The following is a 23601-nucleotide window of genomic DNA, read 5'->3' on the forward strand; positions in this document are numbered from 1 at the left end:
TAAACCCTTTAAAATATGCTCAACAACTTGGGGAATCGATTGAATTTCTCCGCGATCATAACGATCAGAAAGTTCGATAAACATATCACTCATCACTCGCCAAAATTGACCTAACGCACTGTAATAACACAGTTGACGAATGTGTTCTGTGAGAAAATCAGGAAAGAGTTTATTGAGTCCTAAAATTAACAGATTATTCTTAAATCTCCCTTGAATAGCTTGGTTTGCACGCTGTTGAAATTCGGGAGAATCTAAGTAAGCATCTAGCCCACCGCCCCCATGCCACAGCATCGCTTTCATGCAATATTCTGCATATTCGTAGTTAATCCGATCATGTCCCCAATGTTGTAGCAATTTTGACAGCGTAAATTCTCCATTGAAATATTTAAAAAAGGGAAAGAATACCAAGAATTGATGGTTGGCAATGTAAATTAGATTACGAGAGTACGCATCTAAAACCACACCATAACTTTTAAGAATACCAACAACTTCGACTACATTTTCCGGGTAGTCAGACAGAAGGGCATCACCTGTTTGCAGTCGTTGGATGTATTCTTCGAGGGGATGTGAAATAGGTTGAGATGTGGTACTGGTCATAAGCTGGTTTTCCGTTGTTTGTTCGTTGTTAATTGTTTGTCGTTATGATGACAAGCTTTTAGAGGGCTGAACCTCAAAACTTTTGAATCCAGTCCTCTATTTTAATATTTTAAATTGATTGGTTTGGGAAGCCTTAGCAACCGTCGCCGAAAGACTCACTAAAGCCGTTGTTGTACTTTCACTTAAGTTAATCATCAAACTCGGTTGAATCCCCAAAATTGTGATAATAATTGCCAAAGCAATAGCAGGAATTCGATCGCGCCATTGAACTGGCGGTAAATTCACCACCCAATCAGATAAACGTCCAAAAAACCCCCGGTTAATCAGAATTAGGAAATACACGGAAGTTAAACCCGTTCCAATCATGCACAATAAAGTTTGTACTGGAAAAACGGCAATACTACCGCGAAACACAATAAATTCAGAAATAAATCCAACTAAACCCGGAATTCCTGAACTCGCCATTACTGCTAATATCATTAAACTGCCAATTAAAGGCAAACCCCGTTCAGGATTGAGAAGTCCACGCAACACATTCAAATCCCGACTTCCTGATTTTTTATAAACCACTCCCACTAATAAAAAAAGCAACCCCGAAATCAAACCATGACTCACCATTTGCATCACAGATCCGAGTAAACTCAACGACGTCGCCGCAGCAAATGCGAGGAGAATATAACCCATATGAGCAATCGAACTATAAGCCACCATTTTCTTCATATCAGTTTGAGAAATGGCGCAGAAAGCCCCATACAATACACTCACAACCGCCCAACTTGCCATCCAAGGAGCAACGATATTCCAAGCATCAGGAAATAATCCTACTCCAAACCGCAATAAACCATAAGTTCCGAGCTTGAGTAAAATTCCGGCTAATAAGACAGAAATCGGTGTAGAGGCTTCCACGTGGGCATCGGGTAGCCAAGTATGAAACGGAACTAAAGGAATTTTAATTCCAAACCCGATCACAATTCCAGTTAATAAAATTAATTGCGTTTTTAGCGGTAAAGCGGCAATTCCTAAAGATCCTGAACTCAGTATGGCTAAATCAAAATTAGGGGCAGAAGTCAGGAACACAATTCCCAAGAAAGAAGCTAAGATTAAAATCCCTGAAATCGCAGTATAAATTAAAAATTTAGTGGCAGCATAACCCCGTTTTTCCCCTCCCCAAATTGCAATTAATAGATAAAGCGGGATAAGTTCGAGTTCATAAAATAGCAAAAAGAGCAGGAGGTTTTGAGCCAAAAATGTTCCCGCAATTCCCGAAGCAATAAACAGAATTAAGATATAGTACAGTCGATGCCGACTAATATTAGCTTCTGTACTCCAAATGGCAATTGTAGTTAACAAGCCACTAAGAATGATTAGAGGCAATGACAAACCATCTAAGCCTAAATAATAGTTTAATCCCAAAGTTTCAATCCAGGGAATAAACTCACTCATTTGTAAGTCGGGAAGATCGGGGTTAAATAGACGGGCTAAAACCAATGACCAAATAAACAAACTTCCAGCAACTAAAGAGGCGACTTGACGAGCTTGTTTAGCAGTTAATTCTGGCCAAAATCCAATAATTGTAGCGCCGAGAAGGGGTATCCAAATAAAAACACTTAGCATGGAATCTTGATAATATTTTGTTGAGGATTCGGGTGTTAAAGAAAGCAAAAGATAGAAGGCAAAGATAGACGTTTATTCGTTAGTGCTTAAATCAAACAGTAAACCCAGTCTAAAATTGCCACAACATTAAAATAACCAGCAAACCGACTCCGATAGTGATAGTCAGGACATAAATTTGAGATTGACCCGAAATACTGTATTTTAAACCTTCACCACTGCCTAAAGTCGCCAACCCTAAAATGTTCACAATCCCATCAATAATATAGCGATCAATCCAAGCACTAATCGCCGAAATCCGACTCACTAACAACACCACTGTTAAACCGTAAAGTCGATCAATATAGAAGTCATAGGCGAGCAGTTCTTGTACCGATTTCCAGGGGAGTTGAACTGGTCTTTTCGTGACCCCATATAAGTAAAGTGCGGCTCCAATTGCCACCCCAATTACACCTGAGATTAATAACAAAGGAACAGCCGCTTGATGAATGAATGCGTTGAAACTTGAGGCTGAAGTGTCCAGTGAAGGGGATGACCAACTTAATAATAATTGCCATTGTTGCAACATCAGAGGAACCAACAAAGTGACAATCGTCATCGACACCATCGGTAAGGCCATCGGCCAGGGAACTTCCGGTGTACGACGAGTTTTGGGTTGGGGTTTTCCAGCAAAGACTAAACCAAACACTCGAGTTAAATTCAAAGCCGTTAAACCATTAACCAGCAACAAAATTAGAACTAACCACCAAGGTACTTCCCAAAATCCATCTAACCAACGCCGCATCGTCCAAAACATTCCCAAAGGCAGCACCGCAACCATGCCACTTGCCCCCACGAGGAAAGCCGTTGTTGTTGCAGGCATCCGTGACCATAACCCCCCCATTTCGGTCATATCCTGGGTGCTAGTGGTGAGAATAATCGCCCCGACACTCATAAACAGCAGGGCTTTGGCGAGGGCATGAGTCAGCAGCAGTAATAAGGCAACATCGACTTGGTGCAAGCCAACCGCGATGAATACTAAGCCTAAATAAGCGCTGGTTGTGTGGGAAAAAGCCCGTTTAATGTCAATTTGAGCGATCGCCACTAAACTCGCCCCGATCGCAGTTGCTGTTCCCAATGCGATCAAGGCACCATCTGTAATGGGAGAAAGAGCTAAAACTGGTTGCAGTTTAATTAAGACAAAAGCACCGCCTGAAACTACAATGGAGTTTCGCAAAATTGACGCCGGGTTAGGGCCTTCCATCGCTTTATCTAGCCATAAATGCAAGGGAAATTGAGCGCATTTCCCGATTGGCCCGGCAATTAACGCTAAACCCAGTAAAGTTGCGGTAAGCGGTTGTAACTGAGCGGTTTCTGCCCAAAATTCTAAGTCGGAAAAGGTTAAACTACCCGACAAAGCGGAAACCGCAACCACCCCCATCAACAGCAACACATCCCCAACTCGCTTGGTGAGAAAGGCATCGCGGGCGGCTGTCACCACCAAGGGTTGAGCGTACCAGAACCCCACCAGCAAGTAGGTTGAGAGGGTTAGCATTTCGAGCAACCCATAGGTGAGGAATAGGGAGTCACTCAGAGCGATACCACTGATGGCGGCTTCAAAGAAACCCAGTAAGGCATAAAACCGAGCGATCGCCCAGTCTTTTTCCATATACCCTAAAGCATAGAATTGAGCGATTAAACTCAATCCTGCCACTAATTCCATCGCGCCTACACTCAAGGGGGAGATTTCAACAACAAAGGAGATATCTAAGCCCGGGGCGGTTAACCAAGAATAAGTCAGATGTAAGGGAAGATGATTCCAAGTGATTCTAAACAGCAGTGAACCGTGAATGAAGGCTAAGACTGTCATCAATAAATTAATATAGGCAGCCGGTCTTGGCCCTGTACGTCGGACTAGCCCCATTGCCCAAGGTAGGGTCAATATCGCCCCGATTAATCCATAGAATGGTATACACCAACTCGTTTGTAGAAGGAACTGAGTCATTGATAATGTTTCCGGAAATGGCTCCTAGAATAAGCTTTTTTAATGCTGATTATTTAATTTAATGATTCTCGCATTACTTGGGGTATTCGTCTATACTCTCGTTTAAATTTACGTCGATTGGAGTAGTCTGTATTCAAGAACAGAGTCGGGAAAATCTTGACTTTAATTTCAGTCGTGAGTCGATCTTCTTGATCGGCTATCTCATCAAGAGTGCCATTCAAATATATAAACTAGGATTTGCTTCAGGAACGGACATTCGCATGGCCCCAGGAACGGCAATATAAGAGGCACTTGCACACAACACCGCAAATAATAAAGCGTTGCCTTTTGACATTCCGATTATAGCTGCGATTAAAATTACCAGAATGGCGTTAAAAACGGGCATTAAAATTTAAAATCTAATGAAAAATGATCCGCTTTTTTTCAAGTCTTGAATACGACGGGCTGCCACTAACCCCATATCCAGCAATAAAAAGGTTAAAACGCCATAAAATAGATCTCCTTTGACATACTCCCCCGGTTAAAAAGTGGGGGATTCTAAGTTCAAACAATAGTTGCCGGAAAATCCGGTCTAACACTACCTAATTTAAGAGTTGATCCCCAAACTTTTTTGATATTTAAAGAGGCGTTTTCGTCCCGTCCATTAATACTTAAACAAGACGGGCAACGCCACTCTCTGATTGCTAGATCTAACTTTTCTAGAATGTGACCGCAGGCAAAACAAGTCTTGCTAGATGGATACCACGGGTCAATAAAAATAATTAATTTACTTTTCTTAGTAGCAACCCATTCTAGAATTTCAATCAACTCACCAAACGCTAAGTCTGAGATTTTACGTCCCCAAAGTTTCTGCATTCCTTTGGGTTGATCAACAAATGTGCAACTCACTTCAGCAAGGGGATTGTTTGGAATGTCCGTTGAACTGGGTATTTGCTCACAATCGACTTTGCTAAGATTAGGTATTTTTACTGCTTTTCTCTAAAAGTTAAAAAGTGTTAAAAAATAATAAGTATATAAACAGCTTTTGGATTTTTATAGATCTACCATAAGGAACTCTTTTCTGACAATACACGGGTTTGATCTGAGTTCACAATGAATCATTTTTTTTGTAAAGTAATATAGAGTTTGTAACGAAATATCTTGATCATTTCAACAAAACTTCTGGAGAGTCGTTCTCGATTTTCACCAATGGTCTGTGCCGTCTCCGTCGTAAAAGGGCGGAGTAATCTGTGACTCAAACAGAAATCAACAGGATCAAAGCCAGAAGTCGGAGTTGATCTGATCAACAAGCCAGATAAACAGAACCGTACTGAGTTTAACTGGATCTAGGGTTTGATTTGCAGAACACTCAGAATTCTGGAGAGGTGGGAGGGAGTCAGGGTCATAGAAGCCTGAAAGTTTACTAAAACCAAACTTTTTTAAGACAATATTAATTTTTATTACGCATTAATAATTTTAATTAAGTCCATCAGCAAGAATAATAGAGAATTATATTGTCAAGGGCGACACAATTCTCCTATTCTATTAATCAGGGAGAAAGGTAAGAACCCTTCTAGAAGCGTACAGATGACGACTCTAGTCGTAATTCTACCGATTGGTCTAAAAAAATACGCAGCTTGTTCTGCTTTTGTGTTCATTAGGAGTTAAACGATGTCAATCGCTGTTGGGATGATTGAAACCATAGGTTTTCCGGCCGTTGTAGAAGCAGCCGACTCAATGGTGAAAGCCGCCCGAGTCACCTTAGTCGGATATGAAAAAATCGGAAGTGGTCGCGTCACCGTAATTGTTCGAGGCGATGTATCTGAAGTTCAAGCCTCCGTCGCGGCAGGAATTGAGGCTGTTAAGCGTGTCAATGGGGGTGAAGTCTCATCGACCCATATTATTGCTCGTCCCCACGAAAACTTGGAATACGTTCTGCCCATCCGTTATACCGATGCTGTAGAACAGTTCCGGGCTTACTAAAACAACTATGCAGTTCAGAATCATCTGGACTCGCTTCACTCATCCGTCGTCGTACAAGATTCACCAGCAAGGACGCTAGCAGCAAGTCATGTTGTTGTGAAATTCCTCTCCGGGAACAGGTTAGTGAGTCAGTCTTGTACGACATCAAAGTATGTTCATTGAATTGTTAGATCAGGAGTTAGACTATGGCCATTGCAGTTGGTATGATTGAAACCTTAGGGTTTCCGGCTGTGGTAGAAGCAGCCGATGCTATGGTAAAAGCAGCTCGGGTTACTCTCGTCGGATATGAGAAAATCGGGAGTGGACGAGTAACGGTAATTGTGCGAGGAGATGTTTCAGAAGTGCAAGCTTCCGTCGGAGCGGCTCAAGAATCTATAAAAAATCGAGTTAAAGGGGGTCAGGTTCTCTCCACTCATATTATTGCCCGTCCCCATGAAAACTTAGAATACGTTCTACCGATTCGTTACACTGAAGCCGTAGAACAGTTCCGTGAAAGTGTCAGTGGAATTCGCTCACTCAACCGTCCCTAGAGACCAGTCCGTTTTAGAAAAAACAGATAGGGATCAAGACCCACAAAAGATTATTCTGGTAAACAAAGAGTTTGATCGTCGATTCTGCTGTGTTTTCCATTTAGCCTATTAAGGTCTTGCACCCGTGCCAGTCCAAATCTGATTTAATGGCATTATTGCTGAACTCTAAACCCTTCACGGCTGACGAGCTGATCATTGAAACGCCAACAAAATAGCACATTCCCCACTAAAGCCCCATGAAAATTGCCAGAGTTATTGGCACTGTTGTGAGTACCCAAAAAGAGCCAAGTTTGAGAGGCTCAAAATTTCTACTCTTGCAATTCATTGATGAAGCCGGAGAAACCCTCCCGGAATATGAAGTAGCACTCGATTTCGTTGGGGCGGGCTTTAATGAGTGGGTTCTTGTCACACGGGGAAGTGCAGCTCGTCAAATTCCCGGAAGTGAAACTCGTCCGAGTGACGCGGCTGTAGTAGCAATTATAGATACCATTACAGCGGGAAATCGTTCGCTCTACAGCAAAAAAGATCAGGAACGTTAGTCTCACCCTCTGAGCTAAATTTTCTGATCGATTTCACAGTAAACAACAGAAAACTAATTAAAGATTGGTTAGGAGAAATTCAATTATGGTAGTCCGTAGTCTAGCGGCTCCTCCAACACCTTGGTCAAAAAACTTAGCCGAGCCGAAAATCGATTCTACAGCCTACGTTCACTCCTTTTCTAACATCATCGGAGATGTGCGAATTGGAGCCAATGTATTGGTTGCACCAGGAACCTCTATCCGTGCTGACGAAGGGTTTCCATTTGCGATTGGTGAAAATACTAATATCCAAGATGGCGTAGTCATTCACGGCTTAGAAGAAGGTCGCGTCAAAGGAGATGATGGTCAATCCTACTCCGTTTGGATTGGTAAAAATACCTCAATCACCCATCTGTCGTTGATTCATGGCCCAGCGTATGTGGGAAGTAATTGTTTCATCGGCTTTCGCTCAACGGTATTTAACGCCCGAGTTGGAGATGGTTGCATTATCATGATGCACGCTTTGATTCAGGATGTGGAAATTCCCCCCGGTAAATATGTGCCTTCCGGTGCAATTATTACCAACCAACAACAAGCTGACCGCTTACCGGATGTCAACGACGCTGACTTGAAATTTTCGACTCACGTCATCGGTGTGAATCAATCTCTGAAAGCGGGTTATCAATGCTCAGAAAATACAGCTTGTATTACTCCCCTTCGCAATGAAGCCAATACTATGGGTAATAATGGCGGTGGCCGTAATCGCTCCTATTCCTCCTCTAGTCATGGCGGTAGCCTCGATTCTTCGACGATGGAACAGGTCAAACAGCTATTAGCTCAGGGCTATAAAATTGGCAGTGAACACGCTGATAAGCGTCGCTTCCGGACTAGCTCTTGGCGGAGTTGCGCTCCCATTGACTCCAAAAACTTCAACGAAGTGATCGCAGCTCTCGAAGCCTGTCTCCAGGAACACCAAGGGGAATATGTTCGCCTGTTGGGAATTGATCCTCAAGCCAAGCGTCGGGTTTTAGAAGAAATTATTCAACGTCCTGATGGCCCGGTTCAAAAATCCTCTAACGGGAAAGTCTCTGTCTCTGCACCTTCTGCTTCGGCTCGAAGCTCTCATATTAGTCCAGTGGTCAATAGCAGTGTGACTCCTAGCTTGAGTGAACAAATCAGTCAACTCTTGTCTCAAGGCTGCAAGATTGGTCTAGAAAATGCTGATAAGCGTCGTTTCCGTACCAGTTCTTGGCACAGTGGCCCGGCAATTGAATCGACTCGCCTCCCCGAAGTAGTATCACAAGTCGAAGCCTTTGTCAACGAACATTCAGGAGAATATGTACGCTTAATTGGGATTGATCCCAAAGCCAAGCGTCGGGTTGTCGAAGAAATCATTCAACGTCCTGATGGCAAGCCTGCTCAGTCTACGACCCCCAAATCAACCGTTACACCGACTTCTCGGGTCGCTGCTTCTCGGGTCGCTGCCTATAATAGCCCAACGAATTCTGCTCGTTCCGCAAATAGCAGTAGCCTCAGTTCAGAGACAATTGCCTCGATTCGCAGCTTACTGGCTCAAGGTCACAAAATCGGAACTGAACACGCCGATAAACGCCGCTTCCGGACTAGCTCTTGGCGGAGTTGCGCTCCCATTGAGTCCAATCGTGATGCGGAGGTGATCGCAGCTTTAGAAGCCTGTATGCAAGAGCATAGCGGTGAGTATGTACGCTTAATTGGCATTGATCCCAAAGCCAAGCGTCGGGTGATGGAAGAAATTATCCAAAAACCCAACTAACTCAACTGGCTGCTGATATTTCTAGAGGTTCACACTTAATGTATAGGTCGCCACCGCAACCCCTGAACAATGCCTCTGCTTTCGTGAGTGGCGATGTCACAATTGACCCCAGTGTTGCGATCGCAATGGGAGTGATCCTCCAAGCTGATCCAGACAGTCAAATTGTGATTGCCACTGGGGTTTGTATCGGGATGGGAGCAATTATTCATGCTTCCCAGGGCAAGATTGAAGTTGAAGCCGGAGCAAATATTGGTGCAGGGGTTTTAGTGGTGGGTCATGGCACAATTGGGGCAAAAGCTTGTATCGGAGCAGAAGCAACGCTTCTTAATCCGGCGATCGCCGCCAAACAGGTTGTACCCGCAGGGACAATTATTGGGGATGAATCTCGTTCTGTGACCCTTTCTTCTTCTTCCGAGGAGGAGAAAAGTGATCCGGGTGAAGTTCACACGTCCTCAACTGAGAAAAGTGATCCGGGTGAAGTTCACACGTCTTCAACGGATCACCTGAACAATTCACAGTCCGGGAAATCTTCAGAAGTCTCGCCGGAACCCTCGTCAGTTTCAAACTCGACTGCGGCGACTTCTTTAGAGAAATCCCCCAACCCGACTGCAAGCATTGTGTATGGACAAGTTCATCTCAATCAGTTGTTAAACACACTACTTCCCCATCGTCGATCTCTCAATAACTCCAAGCCAACTGATCGCTCTTCCTAAAAATTAGTAATATAGAGAGAGGTCGGAAATTGACCATCGGGCTGTGGGTTTGGCAGAGTCGGAGAATAGCACGCACGCTAATCGGGTGAAGGGGAGAACAAACAAAACAATCAAAATTTTTAGCATTGTTGTGAAGTGTCTCTGTGCGCCTATACCCCTTTGCCCAACTCCCTTAAACTGAAATCTCTAGTCCAAACTCCAAAAATCGCGATTCATGGATGCACACCTGCAAAAATTTACTTCCCCTCAACAGATGAAGCGACCCGAATACCAGGATATGGCTTTGGGTCTGGTTGAAACTCTCAGCTTTCCCGCGATTGTGGGGACGGCTGACATGATGCTGAAGTCAGCAGGTGTTCATCTCGTTGGTTATGAAAAAATTGGTAGTGGTTACTGTACAGCAATTGTACGCGGTCGAATTGCTGATGTTCGGTTGGCTGTAGAGACGGGAACGGATACCGCTAAACAGTTTAACCAGTTTGTTTCGTCTTTGGTGATTGCCCGACCCCTTCCCAATTTAGAATATGTTTTACCGATTAGTGCGCGTTTATCTCAATTGGCCAGCAGTGGCGGTCACAGTCGTTTGAGTAACCAAGCGGTGGGTTTAGTGGAGACACGCGGTTTTCCGGCGATGGTCGGGGCTTGTGATGCGATGTTGAAAGCGGCAGAGGTTTATTTGGCTTCCTATGAAATGATTGGGGGGGCTTTATGTACGGCGATTATTCGCGGTTCAGTGGCGGATGTGGCAGTGGCGGTCGAGGCGGGAATGCTAGAAGCTGAACGGATTGGGGAATTAAATGCTGTGATGGTGATTCCTCGACCCTTAGATGATTTAGAACAAACTTTGCCGTTAGCGAGTTGTTGGATAGAAGAAACACGTCAGCCTTTAACATTACCTGTAAATGTTAAAGAGACAGAGAAAGAAACGGTTAAATTACCCAATTTTCAAGAACTTCCTCAATATGTCGAAGAAGAACAGAACTATTTATAAGTGTTGAATGAGATTGAATTGGAGGTATGATCTGACTCATCCTTTGTGGTACAAGCCTCCCGACTGGATCGAGATTTACGGTTAAGTTATGTGATTTGGCAAAAACAAAGCAGTCTGTTAATTGTGGTGGAATTATGATCACCGGGAACGGAAGATGAAGATTTAGATCAAACGAAAAGTGAACCGAGTAAGCCGCCAACAAAATGGGAGGTTTATGAACAAATTTTGCGCGTTCCTTATTATGTTGTTTTTAGCCGCTATACTAACGAAATGCAAGCGTTTCATTTAGTGGGCGCGCGCTATCAACGAGCGGAATTAACAGAGGGACGTTTGCCAATACCGAGTATGAATTAAGCTTAGGAATTTGGCAGGGGAGTTATGAAGTCCTAGACCGTTCTTGGTTGCGTTGGATGACCCTAGAAGGGGAATTAATTCCGAATGCAGAAGAACAAGTTGTTGTAGCCCAAGAACGTGCCGAAAAACTTGCTCAACGGCTGCGAGAGTTAGGAGTTGATCCGGATGAAATTGTGTAGAGTTAATGCCTTTTTACTCAATTTCAACAAAATCATAATTTTAACATCATGAGATGCACTCTGATTCGGTTATTAATTTTCAAGTTTTATCTACTTATAAAAACTCTTGCAAACTTGGATCTTCAGATAACTTCTTTAACAGTTGCTTGATTTCTTGAGTGCGTTCTTTTTTAGCAACTAACGTGACATTTCCTTCCCGCACGACTAACAAATCTTCAACACCCAAAGTGACAATAATTTCGTCTTCATTCTGACTAAAGAGAATAGAATCTTTCGTATCCATTCCCAGATGATGGGCTAATTCAACATTAGAATCTTTGCTTTCATGTAACCGTCCTAAAGCATTCCAATCACCGAGATCATCCCAAGCAAATTCGACCGGGAAAACACAAGTTTTTTGGGTCTTTTCCATCAACGCATAATCAATGCTAATTTTTGATAATTCTGAATAAGCCTCTGCGCCTTTTTCTTCCAATACTTTGACTAAATCAGGAACATAAGTTCGTAATTCCTGCAACATCACTCCCGCCCGAAAGACAAAAATTCCACCATTCCAGCTAAATTTACCCGTTGAAAGGAACTTTTCAGCGGTTGGCAGATCTGGTTTTTCTGTAAATCGGACAACTTTATAAGCCGGAAAATCATCAAAGACACCCCACTTTTCACCTTGTTCAATATATCCATAACCTGTCGCTGGATAAGCAGGTTTTACGCCCAAAGTTACAATCACATCTTGAGTTGCGGCTAACTGTTTTGCAGCTTTTAAAGTCTTCTCAAAAATCTCCGGTTCACCAATCCAATGATCAGCCGGAAAAAACCCAATCACAGCATCTTCTCCATGACGCCGGGCAATTTCTATTGTTGTCCAGGCGACCGCCGGGGCAGTATCTCGGCCTTCAGGTTCGGCTAAAATATTGGATTGAGGTAATTGGGGAAGTTGTTTGTGAACCCCATCAGCAAGCATTGTCGAAGTCACTACCCACAGCCCATCCCAATCTCCAGCAAGAGAAAGCAAGCGATTAGCAGTCGTTTGTAAGAGACTCTGACCACTGCCATCTAAGCTTAAAAACTGTTTGGGACGATCTTTGCGACTCAACGGCCAAAACCGTTCACCTTTACCACCAGCGAGAATAACAGGTATCATGCGTCGTGAGTTTTTAGACATCAATAATTCAATCTTAATTTGTCTGTTGTCTGTTGTCAGTTATTGGGGAATGAGTCAAGTCTCAATGACAGAGTTTTTGTTCCTTCAGGCTTTCCCAGTGGTTTCTGTATCGCTTTTAGGGGAATTTCCAGGCGGTTAATGTTTTTTTCTGTTAACCTCGCTACATTTTTGCTTTCAACCCGTTCTATCGCTGATCGAAGTTCAATCATTGAGTCAATGAATGAGCAAAATTGATCACATCTGTTGCAATACAAACACATGAAATTGCAAACAATCTACAGTGTAGTATACATTCAACAACTTAATAAAAACACCGGGTTATATAAAGTTCAAGACAATCTCTGTAAATATTTTGTAAGGTCTTCGGATCAAAGTAGCCATCGGCTAGCTCATCTGAAGTCTAAGTACAAAATCCTCAGTATTTTTGTAAAAATCCTATGTCGAGATTAGTCTAGCCCTCTAACCCCATTTCCATCTCAAGAAATTCTGTGATAGAAATAGATTATTCTCAGGCAATGTTTCCCTCATCTGAAGTGAAAACACTTGGACTACATCAGTTAAAGGGGTATAGATACAATATAGGAGACAATCGCGATCAAAAATGTCAGACTGGGTAAGAAAGCCTGTTTTCAGGTCTCTGGCTAGAGAACTTAGTGAGTTTAGGGTGCTTCCAAGCTTAGTTTTGACTCAGCCAAGCTACTTCCAAATTATCTATGCTTGATTTCCATAGGCTTCCTCAATCTTCGAGTGTCAAATTCCATTTGATCAACGTGTTGACTAAATGTGTACCCGGTTTAATCTGTCTATCATGGCTTAACGTTGCTCTGGCTCAACCCCAGTTACCAAATCAGGTTCCTTCTCACTCCTCAAGACCGACAAATTCAGCAAATACAGACGCTTATACCCTCGGCCCAGGAGACCTTTTGCGTGTCGATATTCTTGATGTTCCAGAATATAGTGGAGAATATCTCATCCTCAACGATGGTAGCGTGAATATGCCTATAATTGGACGCCTAAATGTTGATGGCTTAACTGTTTCTCAACTCACCAATTTAATCACAACAGAATACACTCCCTTTGTTCAGCAACCTTTTGCTACAGTTAGTCTTCTGTCTCCTCGTCCTCTATCTGTTGTGGTTGCAGGTGAAGTGGTTCGTCCAGGAACTTATGTTATACCCCTTTTAGTTCCTAACTCTCAAACCCGACAATTTCAGTTTTATAAAGTCACACAGCTTCTTCAGCAAGCAGGAGGAGTGACCCAGTTAGCTGATATTAGCGAAATACAGATTCGCCGAATTAACCCCATTCAACAGTTAATTACGGTGAATTTAAAAGATTTACTAGAACAAGGGAATATTAATCAAGATCTAATTCTACGAGACGGAGATACAATTTTTGTTCCCAAAGCCGCAACTTTTGACCCGATAGCAATTCGTCAACTTACTTCTGCTAGTTTTGCTTCTAAAGAAATTGAGCCATTTTCTGTCATTATTGTAGGTGAAGTGTTTAATCCCGGTACTCATCAGGTCGGCGGAGTCTCCGGAGTCAGTTCGCAGCTTCCAACAATTACTCAAGCTATCAGTAGTGCGGGTGGAATTACCCCGTTAGCCAATATTCGTGAAATCAAACTTCGCCGACTTACAAATGATGGAAAAGAAGAGGTAATGATGATTAATTTGTGGGAACTTTTAACTGAGGGAGATGTGACTCAAGATGTAGCACTACAAGCTGGAGACTCGATTACAATTCCTCAAGCTGGTGAAATTGATCCCACAGAAGTGACTTCTTTAGCCAGAGCAAGCTTTTCTCCCCAAACTATTCAAGTTAATGTGGTGGGTGAAGTGATCCGTCCTGGTGCTGTTGATGTTCCACCGGATACTACACTCAATCAAGCGATCTTAGCGGCTGGAGGATTTGATCAACGCCGAGCGAATAAAGAAACCGTTGAGCTGATTCGTTTAAATCCCAATGGAACTGTTTCTCGACGAAATATAGCGGTTAACTTAGAAGCCGGAATTAATGAAACAACAAATCCCATTTTAAAGCGAGATGATGTCATTATTATTAGTCGATCAGGTGGTGCTAGGTTTGGTGATTCCCTAGAAGATGCGTTGGAACCATTTGGCGGAATTATCGGGATTTCATCGGTGTTAAATGTAATCCAATTCTGGAGTAGATAACTTTTGAAAAATATTTTTTTATCAGGTTTAGGAGGATTTTATGGAAGATAGAGAATCAATTGATTTAGATATTGGCAAATATTTTAAAACGGTTCAACGATATTGGCTCGTTGTGATTGGTGTTTTTGCTCTGTGTGTTGGTTTATCGGTTTATGGGACTAAATATCTAGAGCCAACTTATGCAGCTAGTGGAAAGCTTTTATTTAAAGTTGATAGAACGTCCTCTCTAGCGGGTATCGGTGAGGGATTAGGAGAGTTAAAGGCTTTACTCGCCGATCAAACTCCTCTCAGCACTCAGATCGAAATTATCTATTCTAATCGTTTATTAAATCAGGTCATCAATCAGTTAAATTTAGTAGATTCAGAAGGAAAATTACGGGAAGCTGAAAGTATTAGAAAGAGTCTGGAGGTGAAGATTATCGGTGGCACAGATATTGTTTCTCTATCCTATGAAAGTAAAGACCCTAAAGAAGCAGCAGATATAATTAATACTTTAATGGAGGTTTATATGCAAACCAATGTTGATATGAACCAGGAAGATGCAATAGAAGCCCGAGAATTTATCTCTCAGCAGCTTCCAAAGGTACAAGAAGAAGTCTTTCGAGCCGAACAAGCTTTACGCAGTTTTAAAGAGAAAAATCAAGTTTTAGATTTAGATGCAGAATTTAGAACTGCCGTTACTGAACTAGCCGAATTAAATCGAAAAATTACAGTTTTAGAATCAGAACTCAGTGGAGTTAATGCTCTAGCAGAATCCCTACAAACTCAAGCCGGATTCGACTTAGAAGAAGCGATTGCAATTAACACGCTAAGTCAATCTCCAGTGCTAATTGGGATTCTCACAGAGCTTGAGAATGTCGAGTCTGAATTGGTGAATGAAAGAAAACGTTTTAAAGATCAAAATCCGAGAATTATTGCTTTGAACCAAAAACGAGATTCTCTCAATGCAGCTTTACAAGAGCAAGTTGAACAAACATTAGGAAGTCAAGCCGTTGTTCCAGAAGGTCTATTACAAGTTCCACAAGGTCAGAAAAATAATCAGCTTGAAAGATTTATTGCCAATGAGATTCAGCGCGTCGAATTAACTCGTCAGCTAGAGTCTCTATATACTTCTCGTAGAAACTATGAACAGCGATCGCAAAATCTTCCTCAACTAGAACAGGAACAACAAGAACTCCAACGAAAAGTTCAGATTGCACAAGTTACCTATGAAACATTACTGAAAAATCTTGAAGAAGTACAAGTTGCAGAAAATAAAAGCACAAATAATACCAGAATTATAGAAGAAGCGATGGTTCCTGAAGAAGGCAGTACAGCTAAAATTCAACTGCTTGCTTTAGGAATTATGCTCGGATTGGTTGCAGCAACAACATCGGTTTTACTGTTAGAAATGGGAGATAAATACATCCGTAGTGTTGAAGAAACTAAAAAAATATTCGGATATACGTTACTCGGTATTATTCCAATGTTTAAGAATAAGCGGTTATCTAGCTATTTTCAAGGAGAAAAAGCAACTCCCGATATTCCGGTTATCGAAGCATCGGACTCCTTTATTAGTGAGATTTACCGGATGCTACAAGCTAATCTCAAGTTTCTCAGTTCTGACAAACGAATTAAAACAATTGTGGTCACTAGCTCCGTTCCTAAAGAGGGGAAATCTACAGTTTCCGCGAATTTAGCTGCAACACTCGCTCAATTGGGATATCGGGTAATGCTCATTGATGCAGATATGCGTCAGCCTTCTCAACATCACCTTTGGGGATTAACAAATGCAGTTGGATTAAGTGATATTTTAGTGGGTCAAGCTGAATTGCAAAGCGGAATTTGCCAGGGAATTGAACGATTAGATATTATTCCATCCGGAGTCACTCCCCCGAATCCTTTAGCTCTCCTTGATTCTAAGCGGATGACTTCTCTAATTCGCAACTTTTCCGAGAATTATGATTTTGTGATTATAGACACACCACCATTGATTCTCGCGGCTGATGCTTTAACGTTAAGTCAAATAGCGAGTGGTATCCTACTCGTTGCCCGTCCCAGAGTTCTAGACCGAGCCAGTGCAAAATCAGCCAAAGAAATGCTTGAACGATCAGGTCAACGGGTGTTAGGTTTAGCCGTCAATGCCATTAGTAAAAATGAATCTTCCCAGTATTTCTACCATGCAAAACGTTACTTTCCAACAAAAAAAGTGAAAGCTCAGATTTATCCAAAGTCCTCGACAAAAATTTAATTTTATGCGAATATAAGAATATAAAATTCTAAGACTTGTAATAGTTTTTACAAGTATTTCTCTCATTCATACAAAAGTCAAATTGATTAAAATTAAAACAGCTAAGGTATACTACCATTAATCAATACTTAAAATGAAGTATTTAAAATTAAAAATCAATAGTTTGCTTCAGAAATCTTTGTTCAAAGATACTGCATGGATGATGATAGCTCAAATTATTGGGCTATTTTTACAAATGGCTTACTTTATGATAGTAGCTCGTGCTTTAGGTCTTGAGCAGTATGGGATTTTTTCTGGAGTTTTAGCATTAGCTTTTATTGCGACTCCATTTTCAGGTTTGGGAAGTGGTGATATCTTAGTTCAAAATGTGTCCAGAGATCCGACTGTTTTTAGGAAATATTGGGGGAACTCGATCTTAATAATTTTTGTTACTAGCTTAATTTTATCCACTATCGCTGTATTCGTTTCTCCTCTAATTTTTCACCAGACTATTGCCCCTATATTAGTATTTTTAGTTTGTTTTAGTGATCTTTTTTTCTTAAGAGTTTGGTTAACTGCATCAGGAGCTTTAGTCTCAAGAAACTTGACCAGTAAAGCTGCTCAGATCAAAGTTTTTCATAACTTTAGTAAACTTTTAGCTGCACTAATTCTAGTTAGCTTTTTTAAACAACCTACTATTTTTATCTGGGGATGTTTATACTTGCTTGGAACAGCAACTTCTGCAATGCTTTCCTTTTTGCTAGTTTGTCGAATGCTCGGTTTACCCACATTAGATATTAAATGCTTGCTCTCTAATCTTACTCCTGGATTCTTTTTCTCACTCAGTTCCTCAGCAACCACCGTGAATGCTCATGCGGATAAGTTAATGCTAGCTAGTTTATCAACTCTAGAAGCAACTGGAACCTATGCTGCTGCTTATCGGTTTATTGATGTTGGATATTTTCCCTTTTTTGCCATTTCAAGTGCTGCTTATGCTCGTTTCTTTAAAGAAGGAGCTACAGGAATTAAAGGTAGCTTAGGATTGGCAAAACGGCTACTTCCTGTCATTAGTGGTTATGGAGTTATTGCCACAATTGGTTATCTAGTATTTGCTCCTGTTGTTACCTTAATATTAGGAGAAGAATACAGGGAGTCTGCTGCGGTTCTGCGTTGGATGGCTCCCTTTCATTTATTGTTTGGCTTTCAGTACCTAGCAGCAGATACATTAACCGGAGCTGGATTGCACAAATGGCGAAGTTTTATTCAAGTCTTCGCTGCTTTACTTAATGTACTGCTTAATTTTTGGTTAATTCCACTTTATTCTTGGAAAGGAGCTGCTTGGGCAACCATTGCTTCAATCACTTTCCAAACGCTTGGTTTGTGGCTTTTAGTCATTTTCTTCTCTAAACAAGAAGTGATCAACCCTCCAAAGGAGGGTGCTTGAAAATTGAAAAAGCATTAATAATTAGCAATACCAATGACTTAAATCTTTGTCAATTATTTTTTCTAGTTTTATGATATCTGTAATACATTCGGACTTCAGAACTTCTCGTAACTCTTGGTTAAGCTCTGAGCGATTAGTTTCACGAGAATTAATTGTGTCTATAAGTTCAATTAAATCAGAACGAAGCTTCGGTGGGAGTATAGTATTAGCAGGTTTGGCAAATGTTTTCTTGATGAAATGATGAAGCCAAGGCATTCGTCGAATTTTATTTACATTAACTTTCTGAATTTTTGGTATGAATGGGTCAAGCTCAAGAAAGTTCAATATCTTTGAATAGACCGACATCGAATCAGCTTTCAACTCATCAAAAGTAAAAATGAGAATTTGATCTCGAGCAAAAATTGAAAGATAACGCTCGATCTGTTCGGCATAACGCATAATATCTCGATAAAAAAGTAGCTGAGGACAAGATTTTACTGTTCCGTATGTTGGAATTAATCTACCTTGCTTTCTTTCTGACTCTGCATTAATTGCTTCCTGAAAAGTTCTAAGGGGTTCATTCCCCACAAATACCATTTGTGAGTACCAGGCATACATAGCATCAACAGGATTTCTTAAAATGATTAGAATTAGAGGTTTAGAAACGTAATCAGCAATTGAAGCCGCCGCTTTCCGTGAATAAAGAGATAAAATAGACCCATCAGCTAACAGTTTTGTTTCAGGAGTTACAGAAAACATTGAAAGGTATTGTTGTTCTGTTTTCGGTTTATTAGATATATCTAAATCATGGCAGTGAAAATTTGACTCTTTGAGCTTATACATACTAATTTGTGGATGCTGATCAAGGAAATCAGCAAGGGCAGATGTACCCGCTTTTGGTGCTCCAACAAGATAAAGCTGTGGTTTGGTTAAAGCATTCATAAATCACAGATCCTAAAAACAAACTTACAAGATAAAAGTGTCTAATTTAAAAAACTAGACTAGGTGTAGACAAATTCTTAAGGTGGTGCTTAAGTTATTCCCTTCAATTTTAGCAGACTAAGTTGGTACTGAAGCAATTATTATCAATTTTTATAGGCTTTTGTGATGCCATTAATAACCTCCCTATGTAAATCATTAATTAATTAGCTCATCATATTCCATGATTTTCTGGCTCCAAACTTAGATATAATATTAACTGGTTTTATGTATTGAAAAGAAAACTCAAAATATGCTATTATAAAAAAGCAATTTTTTACAAAATTATCTAAAAGCATGAAACTCACTATTGTTGCTATGGAAATTCCCTATCCCGCAGTCCATGGGGGACGAATTGATATTTGGCGTCGGTTAAAGATGTTAGCTAAGATGGGAGTAGAGATACAACTAATCTGCTGGTGTCATGAGGTTCCAGATACGGAGAGTTTTGATATCATTAATCAGTATGTTAAAGAGTTTTATCCAATTACTTATAAGCAGACTTTAGGGGGTTATATTCGTAGAGTTATTGATTTATCTTTATATCCTTTAGAAGTGACCTCCAGAATAGTTCGAGGAAAAAAATGGAAAACACTTCTAAGCTCTGTTAATCATTTCCAGCCTGATGTAATTTTATGCGATCAGATTCATGGTGGTTGGGTGGCTTCTCGATTAAGCAAAGCTTTAAAAATACCGATGATTATTCGATCACACAATATAGAATACTTACATTATCGCTATTATTTTGAAAGTGCAAAAGGATATAGTAAATTACTAAGATTTTTGTCTTTAAATCAGTTAGAAAATTATGAAAAATCTCTCCTCAAACAAAGTTTAGCTTTTTATGATATATCCAATAAAGATTTAAAGTTTTGGCAAGAACAAGGATTTAAAAATGGCTATTTTTTACCTCCTTTAATAGAATTTAATCAACAGCCTAAGCAAAAAACAGGAGTAGTTAATCTTGATGTTGATCAAAATATTCAAGAATTAAAATCTTATGATGTAGTCTTTCTAGGAAATCTTCATTCCGAAAATAATGTCGCAGGTATAATATGGTTTATTGAAGAAGTTTTTCCAATTTTGAAAGAACGATTGCCCAGCATTCGAGTTTTGATCGCAGGTTCAAATCCTAATTCTCAAATCAAAACGATTTTAAAAAATAGTAAAGACTTAGATTTTAAAATTAATCCACCTTCCGCAGAGATAATTTATCAGTCTGGTCGAGTTCTAATTGACCCCATTGCTACAGGGAGTGGTGTTAGTATTAAATCAATTGATATGCTAGCAATTGGTAATCCTATTGTTTCTCGGCCAAAAGGATTGTCAGGTTTACCCGAAGAAGCAAGTCAGTATTTCCGAGTTGCATCTGATGCTCCTTCTTTTGCTCATGAGATTTTAACTTGTCTATCGGAGGAGCAACTCAAAGTCCCAGATCGTGCTTTGCTAGAATCTCTATTTGGGTATCCTGTAATTGAAAGTTTTCTTTCCCATCTTCACTCAATTCTTAAATAACATAAATTCAAAAAATGGGTGAAAATCAAGCTCTCAACTTCAGTTTTTTATATCAAGTTAATATGTTTACAATATGACTGGATTTTCTATGAAAAGTTTTAAACCAATCCAGTGTTATTGATTGTTACTACAACAAAAATTATGCAACCTTCTATTGTCTAGATAAAATTAGTAAAAACTTAATTTAAATTATCCTAGATTTGCGGAATTAACTGAAACAGATTTTCATATTGGCTTATAGAAATATTAGCTTTTGCTGATATCATCACAGCAACCTGATAAGGTTCAATCTCAAGAATAAACCTTTTTAGATCTTCACTGGATAAAAATTCTTCTCGCCAATAATGGTGACAAATTTGAGCTTGATCATAAAAATGTCCTGATTGATCTCCTAGAACTTGATCAACAAAAACACCATAAAGAACATATTCAGAAATATTCCAGCAGTTACAAAAAGTTTCTATCCAGTGACGATTAGAATGCTTTTCAAGCGTTTCATACAGTTTAAAAACATTATCACGCTTCCAAGTCACAATCTGACAAACATAATTATGAGCGGGAAAGTTAGTCATTGGAACTTGTAATAACTGACTAATCGTTTGAAACCATTGATAAAATTGACCCAAGTCTTGAGGAATTGAATTAAGTTCTTGAAAAAAGCGGATTTTTTCGCCCTGAACTAAACTCTTTTGAAGATCAAAAGGACGAACAAAAGCAACATCGGAATCAATAAAGATGAGAACATCTTCTTGAATGTATTGAGCAATTGCCATCTTGGTAAGCTGCTGAATTAGCCAACCTCTAAGCGGAACTGTTTTAAGACTCAGCCAGATATTTTTTTGAGTGAATATCGGTAATCTCTTAATCCACCAAGGTAGTATAGATTCTTTGGTAATAATTTCCCTTGTAGAACTTTCAAGTTGCTTGAACAACTTAAGATCTTTTTGATCAACAATAATGTAGTGTTGAACAACAGGAAAAATGAACTTATCAATACTGTGACAAAGCAATCGACATCTTTCAAAGTCAGGAGTGTAACTGGGAGTAATTATGCAAAATTTTGGTTGTACTATCATATCTAAAAATATTGGGATTTATGTTGACTAATATTGAAAGACCTTATCTGAAACCGATTATAAGCTCGCGTTATCATCTTAAACTAGGGGAGAGTCGTTTAGTTATAGACAAAAACATCATAAGTAATAGTTTTAGATAAATTTAAAACAGAAATAATGGATTCATAAGAAACTATAGATCGGAATACACAATTGTATTTTTTAACATTCATTTGAGAAAATTTTATTGAGAATTGCTTTCATAGCTTTTAGCTTTAATCATTTAACGCTTAATTATATGATAATTTATAAGGATTTAAAAGTCAATAGAATTTGACATCGATTGAATTTTCAAAAACCATATTACATAGTTTCATCAAGATTACTAGCTTTCGAGAGGTTATGACAATAACACTAAATTATAATCTGGCTGCATCAAGAAGCTTTTGAACCTTTGTTGTCTCTAAAGATTAGATGGCTTGATACTTATTCAATATAGCTAAAATAGTTAGCCATATTTACGGAAATAATAATTTTTTTGAGAGAAATATATTAACGATTAGTGCATGAGTTGGGTAATATTTTTGATGATAGTTGCGGTTTGGTTTTCTGCTCTATAGGCATCATTATTGAAATTGATAAAGTAGTATACAAAACCCAAAATATATTGTTTTGAGAAATAATTCCTCCTTCCGTTGTATTTGTAAGAATTAGATAGGTCAAAAATATTAAAGGCCAAATTCTCTCTAGGCCCGTACTAAATCGAGCTATAAAAATTGCTCTTAGTAAGTTAATTCCAAAGCCAATACAGTAAACAATCACACCTAACAAACCGATATCTAACCACAAATCAAGTATCCCATTATGGGAATAAGGAACCGGCCATCTTGCCGCTCGAATGATATAAGCAGATCCACCGTCTAATCCCTGCCAAAATGCGGTATAACCATATCCAAGCCAGGGACGTTTATCAATCATTTCTCTCGCCCAAGCCCAGATATCAGTACGACCTGTCAAAGATGGATCTTTGCCAATTAATCCCAGTAATTGTTCCGCATTTTCAGTATAAATATATACAGCAGTATAAGCTAAGGTAATAGTTGCTAGAAATGCGGGAATTAAAAGCAGATAGCGAAATCGAAGAATACGATAAGCTGTCAGGCTCATCATTAAAACCGTAAAATTAATCAGTGAGCTTGATGATTTAGCCATCACCAAAAGAATACAAATAATGCCCAAAACCATTCGACAAATCCACCGATCTTTCTTTTCAAAAAGACCCGGGGATAACGTCAAGATAACCCCCCCAATTGTCATCCCCCTTCCCAATAGATTCTTATGGTTGTATATTCCTCGCCAAGCCCCCGCATGAACAGCCTGTTCGACACCATATCTGGGTAAACCAATAGCAAAAAGAACACTCAATACGGCTATAATTCCATAGGCCCAAGCCAATAGCTTCAGTTGCTCTTTCAGGGTATAACGACTCGCCAAATAAACGCCGAAAAGTGTGCTTCCAATTAACCCAATACAGCTTTTGAGGGTTCTGGCGGGAAAATCAGACCAAAAATAGGAAGCCAATGCAATCAAAATCATCACCCATATAAATGCCCCTCTTCTAGCAAAAATAAGAAACTTTTTCCATCGTAGTAATAATAGGCTTGCAGAAATTACATAAGTCAGCAGAAAAAGAAGAACATTTAAGGTAAAATCAAACGAGTTGATATCGGTTCCATCTCCCTCGCTCGCTCCTCCCGATAAAATTAGGGGAAGCCAGTTAGCAGAATAGTGAATGATTGCCAAAACAGCAAAGCTCGGTTCAAAATATTTGAGGAATTTTTCCAT

19 protein-coding genes and 1 pseudogene are annotated in these 23601 nt (G+C 39.9%); 11 read left to right on the forward strand and 9 right to left on the reverse strand.

Going from position 1 to position 23601, the window contains the following annotated elements:
• The 5 genes and pseudogenes from M595_RS19165 to M595_RS19180 form a co-directional block, all read right to left on the reverse strand.
• On the reverse strand, nucleotides 1-597 hold a 597-nt coding region (locus M595_RS19165; protein ID WP_023068075.1), incomplete at its 3' end, for a CO2 hydration protein.
• 96 nt (nucleotides 598-693) lie between these two features.
• Nucleotides 694-2211 (reverse strand): NADH-quinone oxidoreductase subunit M, encoded by a 1518-nt coding sequence (locus tag M595_RS19170; protein WP_023068059.1) that lies wholly within the window; start codon nucleotides 2209-2211, stop codon nucleotides 694-696.
• 109 nt (nucleotides 2212-2320) lie between these two features.
• Nucleotides 2321-4192 (reverse strand): NAD(P)H-quinone oxidoreductase subunit F, encoded by a 1872-nt coding sequence (locus tag M595_RS19175; protein WP_040484365.1) that lies wholly within the window; start codon nucleotides 4190-4192, stop codon nucleotides 2321-2323.
• Nucleotides 4193-4409: 217 nt separating this feature from the next.
• Nucleotides 4410-4685: pseudogene (locus M595_RS29445) on the reverse strand (sodium-dependent bicarbonate transport family permease); the annotation flags it as partial.
• Nucleotides 4686-4735: 50 nt separating this feature from the next.
• The gene (locus tag M595_RS19180; protein ID WP_238987107.1) at nucleotides 4736-5080 is read right to left on the reverse strand and encodes a zinc ribbon domain-containing protein; all 345 of its coding nucleotides are present in this window, start codon (nucleotides 5078-5080) and stop codon (nucleotides 4736-4738) included.
• Between the two features lie 762 nt (nucleotides 5081-5842).
• Here M595_RS19180 and M595_RS19185 point away from each other — a divergent pair.
• The 7 genes from M595_RS19185 to M595_RS32920 all read left to right on the forward strand — a co-directional run bounded on the left by M595_RS19185 (nucleotide 5843) and on the right by M595_RS32920 (nucleotide 11231).
• On the forward strand, nucleotides 5843-6154 hold the full coding sequence (locus tag M595_RS19185) for a carbon dioxide-concentrating mechanism protein CcmK (RefSeq protein WP_009785181.1): 312 nt from the start codon (nucleotides 5843-5845) through the stop codon (nucleotides 6152-6154).
• Between the two features lie 185 nt (nucleotides 6155-6339).
• Nucleotides 6340-6684 (forward strand): carbon dioxide-concentrating mechanism protein CcmK, encoded by a 345-nt coding sequence (locus M595_RS19190; protein WP_023068063.1) that lies wholly within the window; start codon nucleotides 6340-6342, stop codon nucleotides 6682-6684.
• Nucleotides 6685-6920: 236 nt separating this feature from the next.
• A complete protein-coding gene (ccmL, locus tag M595_RS19195; protein WP_040484366.1) occupies nucleotides 6921-7223 on the forward strand; it encodes a beta-carboxysome shell vertex protein CcmL in 303 nt (100 codons plus the stop codon).
• Between the two features lie 85 nt (nucleotides 7224-7308).
• A complete protein-coding gene (gene ccmM, locus M595_RS19200; protein ID WP_023068057.1) occupies nucleotides 7309-8994 on the forward strand; it encodes a beta-carboxysome scaffolding protein CcmM in 1686 nt (561 codons plus the stop codon).
• 38 nt (nucleotides 8995-9032) lie between these two features.
• Nucleotides 9033-9707, forward strand: a complete 675-nt coding sequence (gene ccmN / locus M595_RS19205; protein WP_040484367.1) for a beta-carboxysome scaffolding protein CcmN — start codon at nucleotides 9033-9035, stop codon at nucleotides 9705-9707.
• Between the two features lie 214 nt (nucleotides 9708-9921).
• A complete protein-coding gene (ccmO, locus tag M595_RS19210; RefSeq protein WP_023068069.1) occupies nucleotides 9922-10698 on the forward strand; it encodes a beta-carboxysome assembly protein CcmO in 777 nt (258 codons plus the stop codon).
• 410 nt (nucleotides 10699-11108) lie between these two features.
• A complete protein-coding gene (locus M595_RS32920) occupies nucleotides 11109-11231 on the forward strand; it encodes a hypothetical protein (protein ID WP_023068089.1) in 123 nt (40 codons plus the stop codon).
• Between the two features lie 94 nt (nucleotides 11232-11325).
• Here M595_RS32920 and M595_RS19220 read toward each other — a convergent pair whose 3' ends face one another.
• Nucleotides 11326-12375, reverse strand: coding sequence for a mannose-1-phosphate guanylyltransferase (locus M595_RS19220; RefSeq protein WP_023068094.1), 1050 nt, complete (start codon nucleotides 12373-12375; stop codon nucleotides 11326-11328).
• Nucleotides 12376-13169: 794 nt separating this feature from the next.
• On the opposite strand from M595_RS19220, the gene M595_RS19225 reads away from it, so the two are divergent.
• From M595_RS19225 to M595_RS19235, 3 genes are all read left to right on the forward strand, one after another.
• On the forward strand, nucleotides 13170-14576 hold the full coding sequence (locus tag M595_RS19225) for a polysaccharide biosynthesis/export family protein (RefSeq protein ID WP_238987108.1): 1407 nt from the start codon (nucleotides 13170-13172) through the stop codon (nucleotides 14574-14576).
• A 40-nt stretch (nucleotides 14577-14616) separates the two neighbouring features.
• Nucleotides 14617-16806, forward strand: a complete 2190-nt coding sequence (locus M595_RS19230) for a GumC family protein (protein WP_023068068.1) — start codon at nucleotides 14617-14619, stop codon at nucleotides 16804-16806.
• 133 nt (nucleotides 16807-16939) lie between these two features.
• Entirely contained in the window at nucleotides 16940-18229 is a 1290-nt protein-coding gene (locus M595_RS19235; protein ID WP_023068061.1) for a flippase, read from the forward strand.
• 21 nt (nucleotides 18230-18250) lie between these two features.
• Here the strand turns inward: M595_RS19235 and M595_RS19240 are convergent, their stop codons facing one another.
• A complete protein-coding gene (locus M595_RS19240) occupies nucleotides 18251-19150 on the reverse strand; it encodes a sulfotransferase domain-containing protein (RefSeq protein WP_023068091.1) in 900 nt (299 codons plus the stop codon).
• 414 nt (nucleotides 19151-19564) lie between these two features.
• On the opposite strand from M595_RS19240, the gene M595_RS19245 reads away from it, so the two are divergent.
• Nucleotides 19565-20701, forward strand: a complete 1137-nt coding sequence (locus tag M595_RS19245) for a glycosyltransferase family 4 protein (RefSeq protein ID WP_238987109.1) — start codon at nucleotides 19565-19567, stop codon at nucleotides 20699-20701.
• Nucleotides 20702-20895: 194 nt separating this feature from the next.
• Here M595_RS19245 and M595_RS19250 read toward each other — a convergent pair whose 3' ends face one another.
• Nucleotides 20896-21777, reverse strand: a complete 882-nt coding sequence (locus M595_RS19250; RefSeq protein ID WP_040484369.1) for a DUF6492 family protein — start codon at nucleotides 21775-21777, stop codon at nucleotides 20896-20898.
• Nucleotides 21778-22308: 531 nt separating this feature from the next.
• Entirely contained in the window at nucleotides 22309-23601 is a 1293-nt protein-coding gene (locus M595_RS19255) for an O-antigen ligase family protein (RefSeq protein WP_023068088.1), read from the reverse strand.

The organism is Lyngbya aestuarii BL J (assembly GCF_000478195.2).
GTDB classification, from domain to species: domain Bacteria; phylum Cyanobacteriota; class Cyanobacteriia; order Cyanobacteriales; family Microcoleaceae; genus Capilliphycus; species Capilliphycus aestuarii.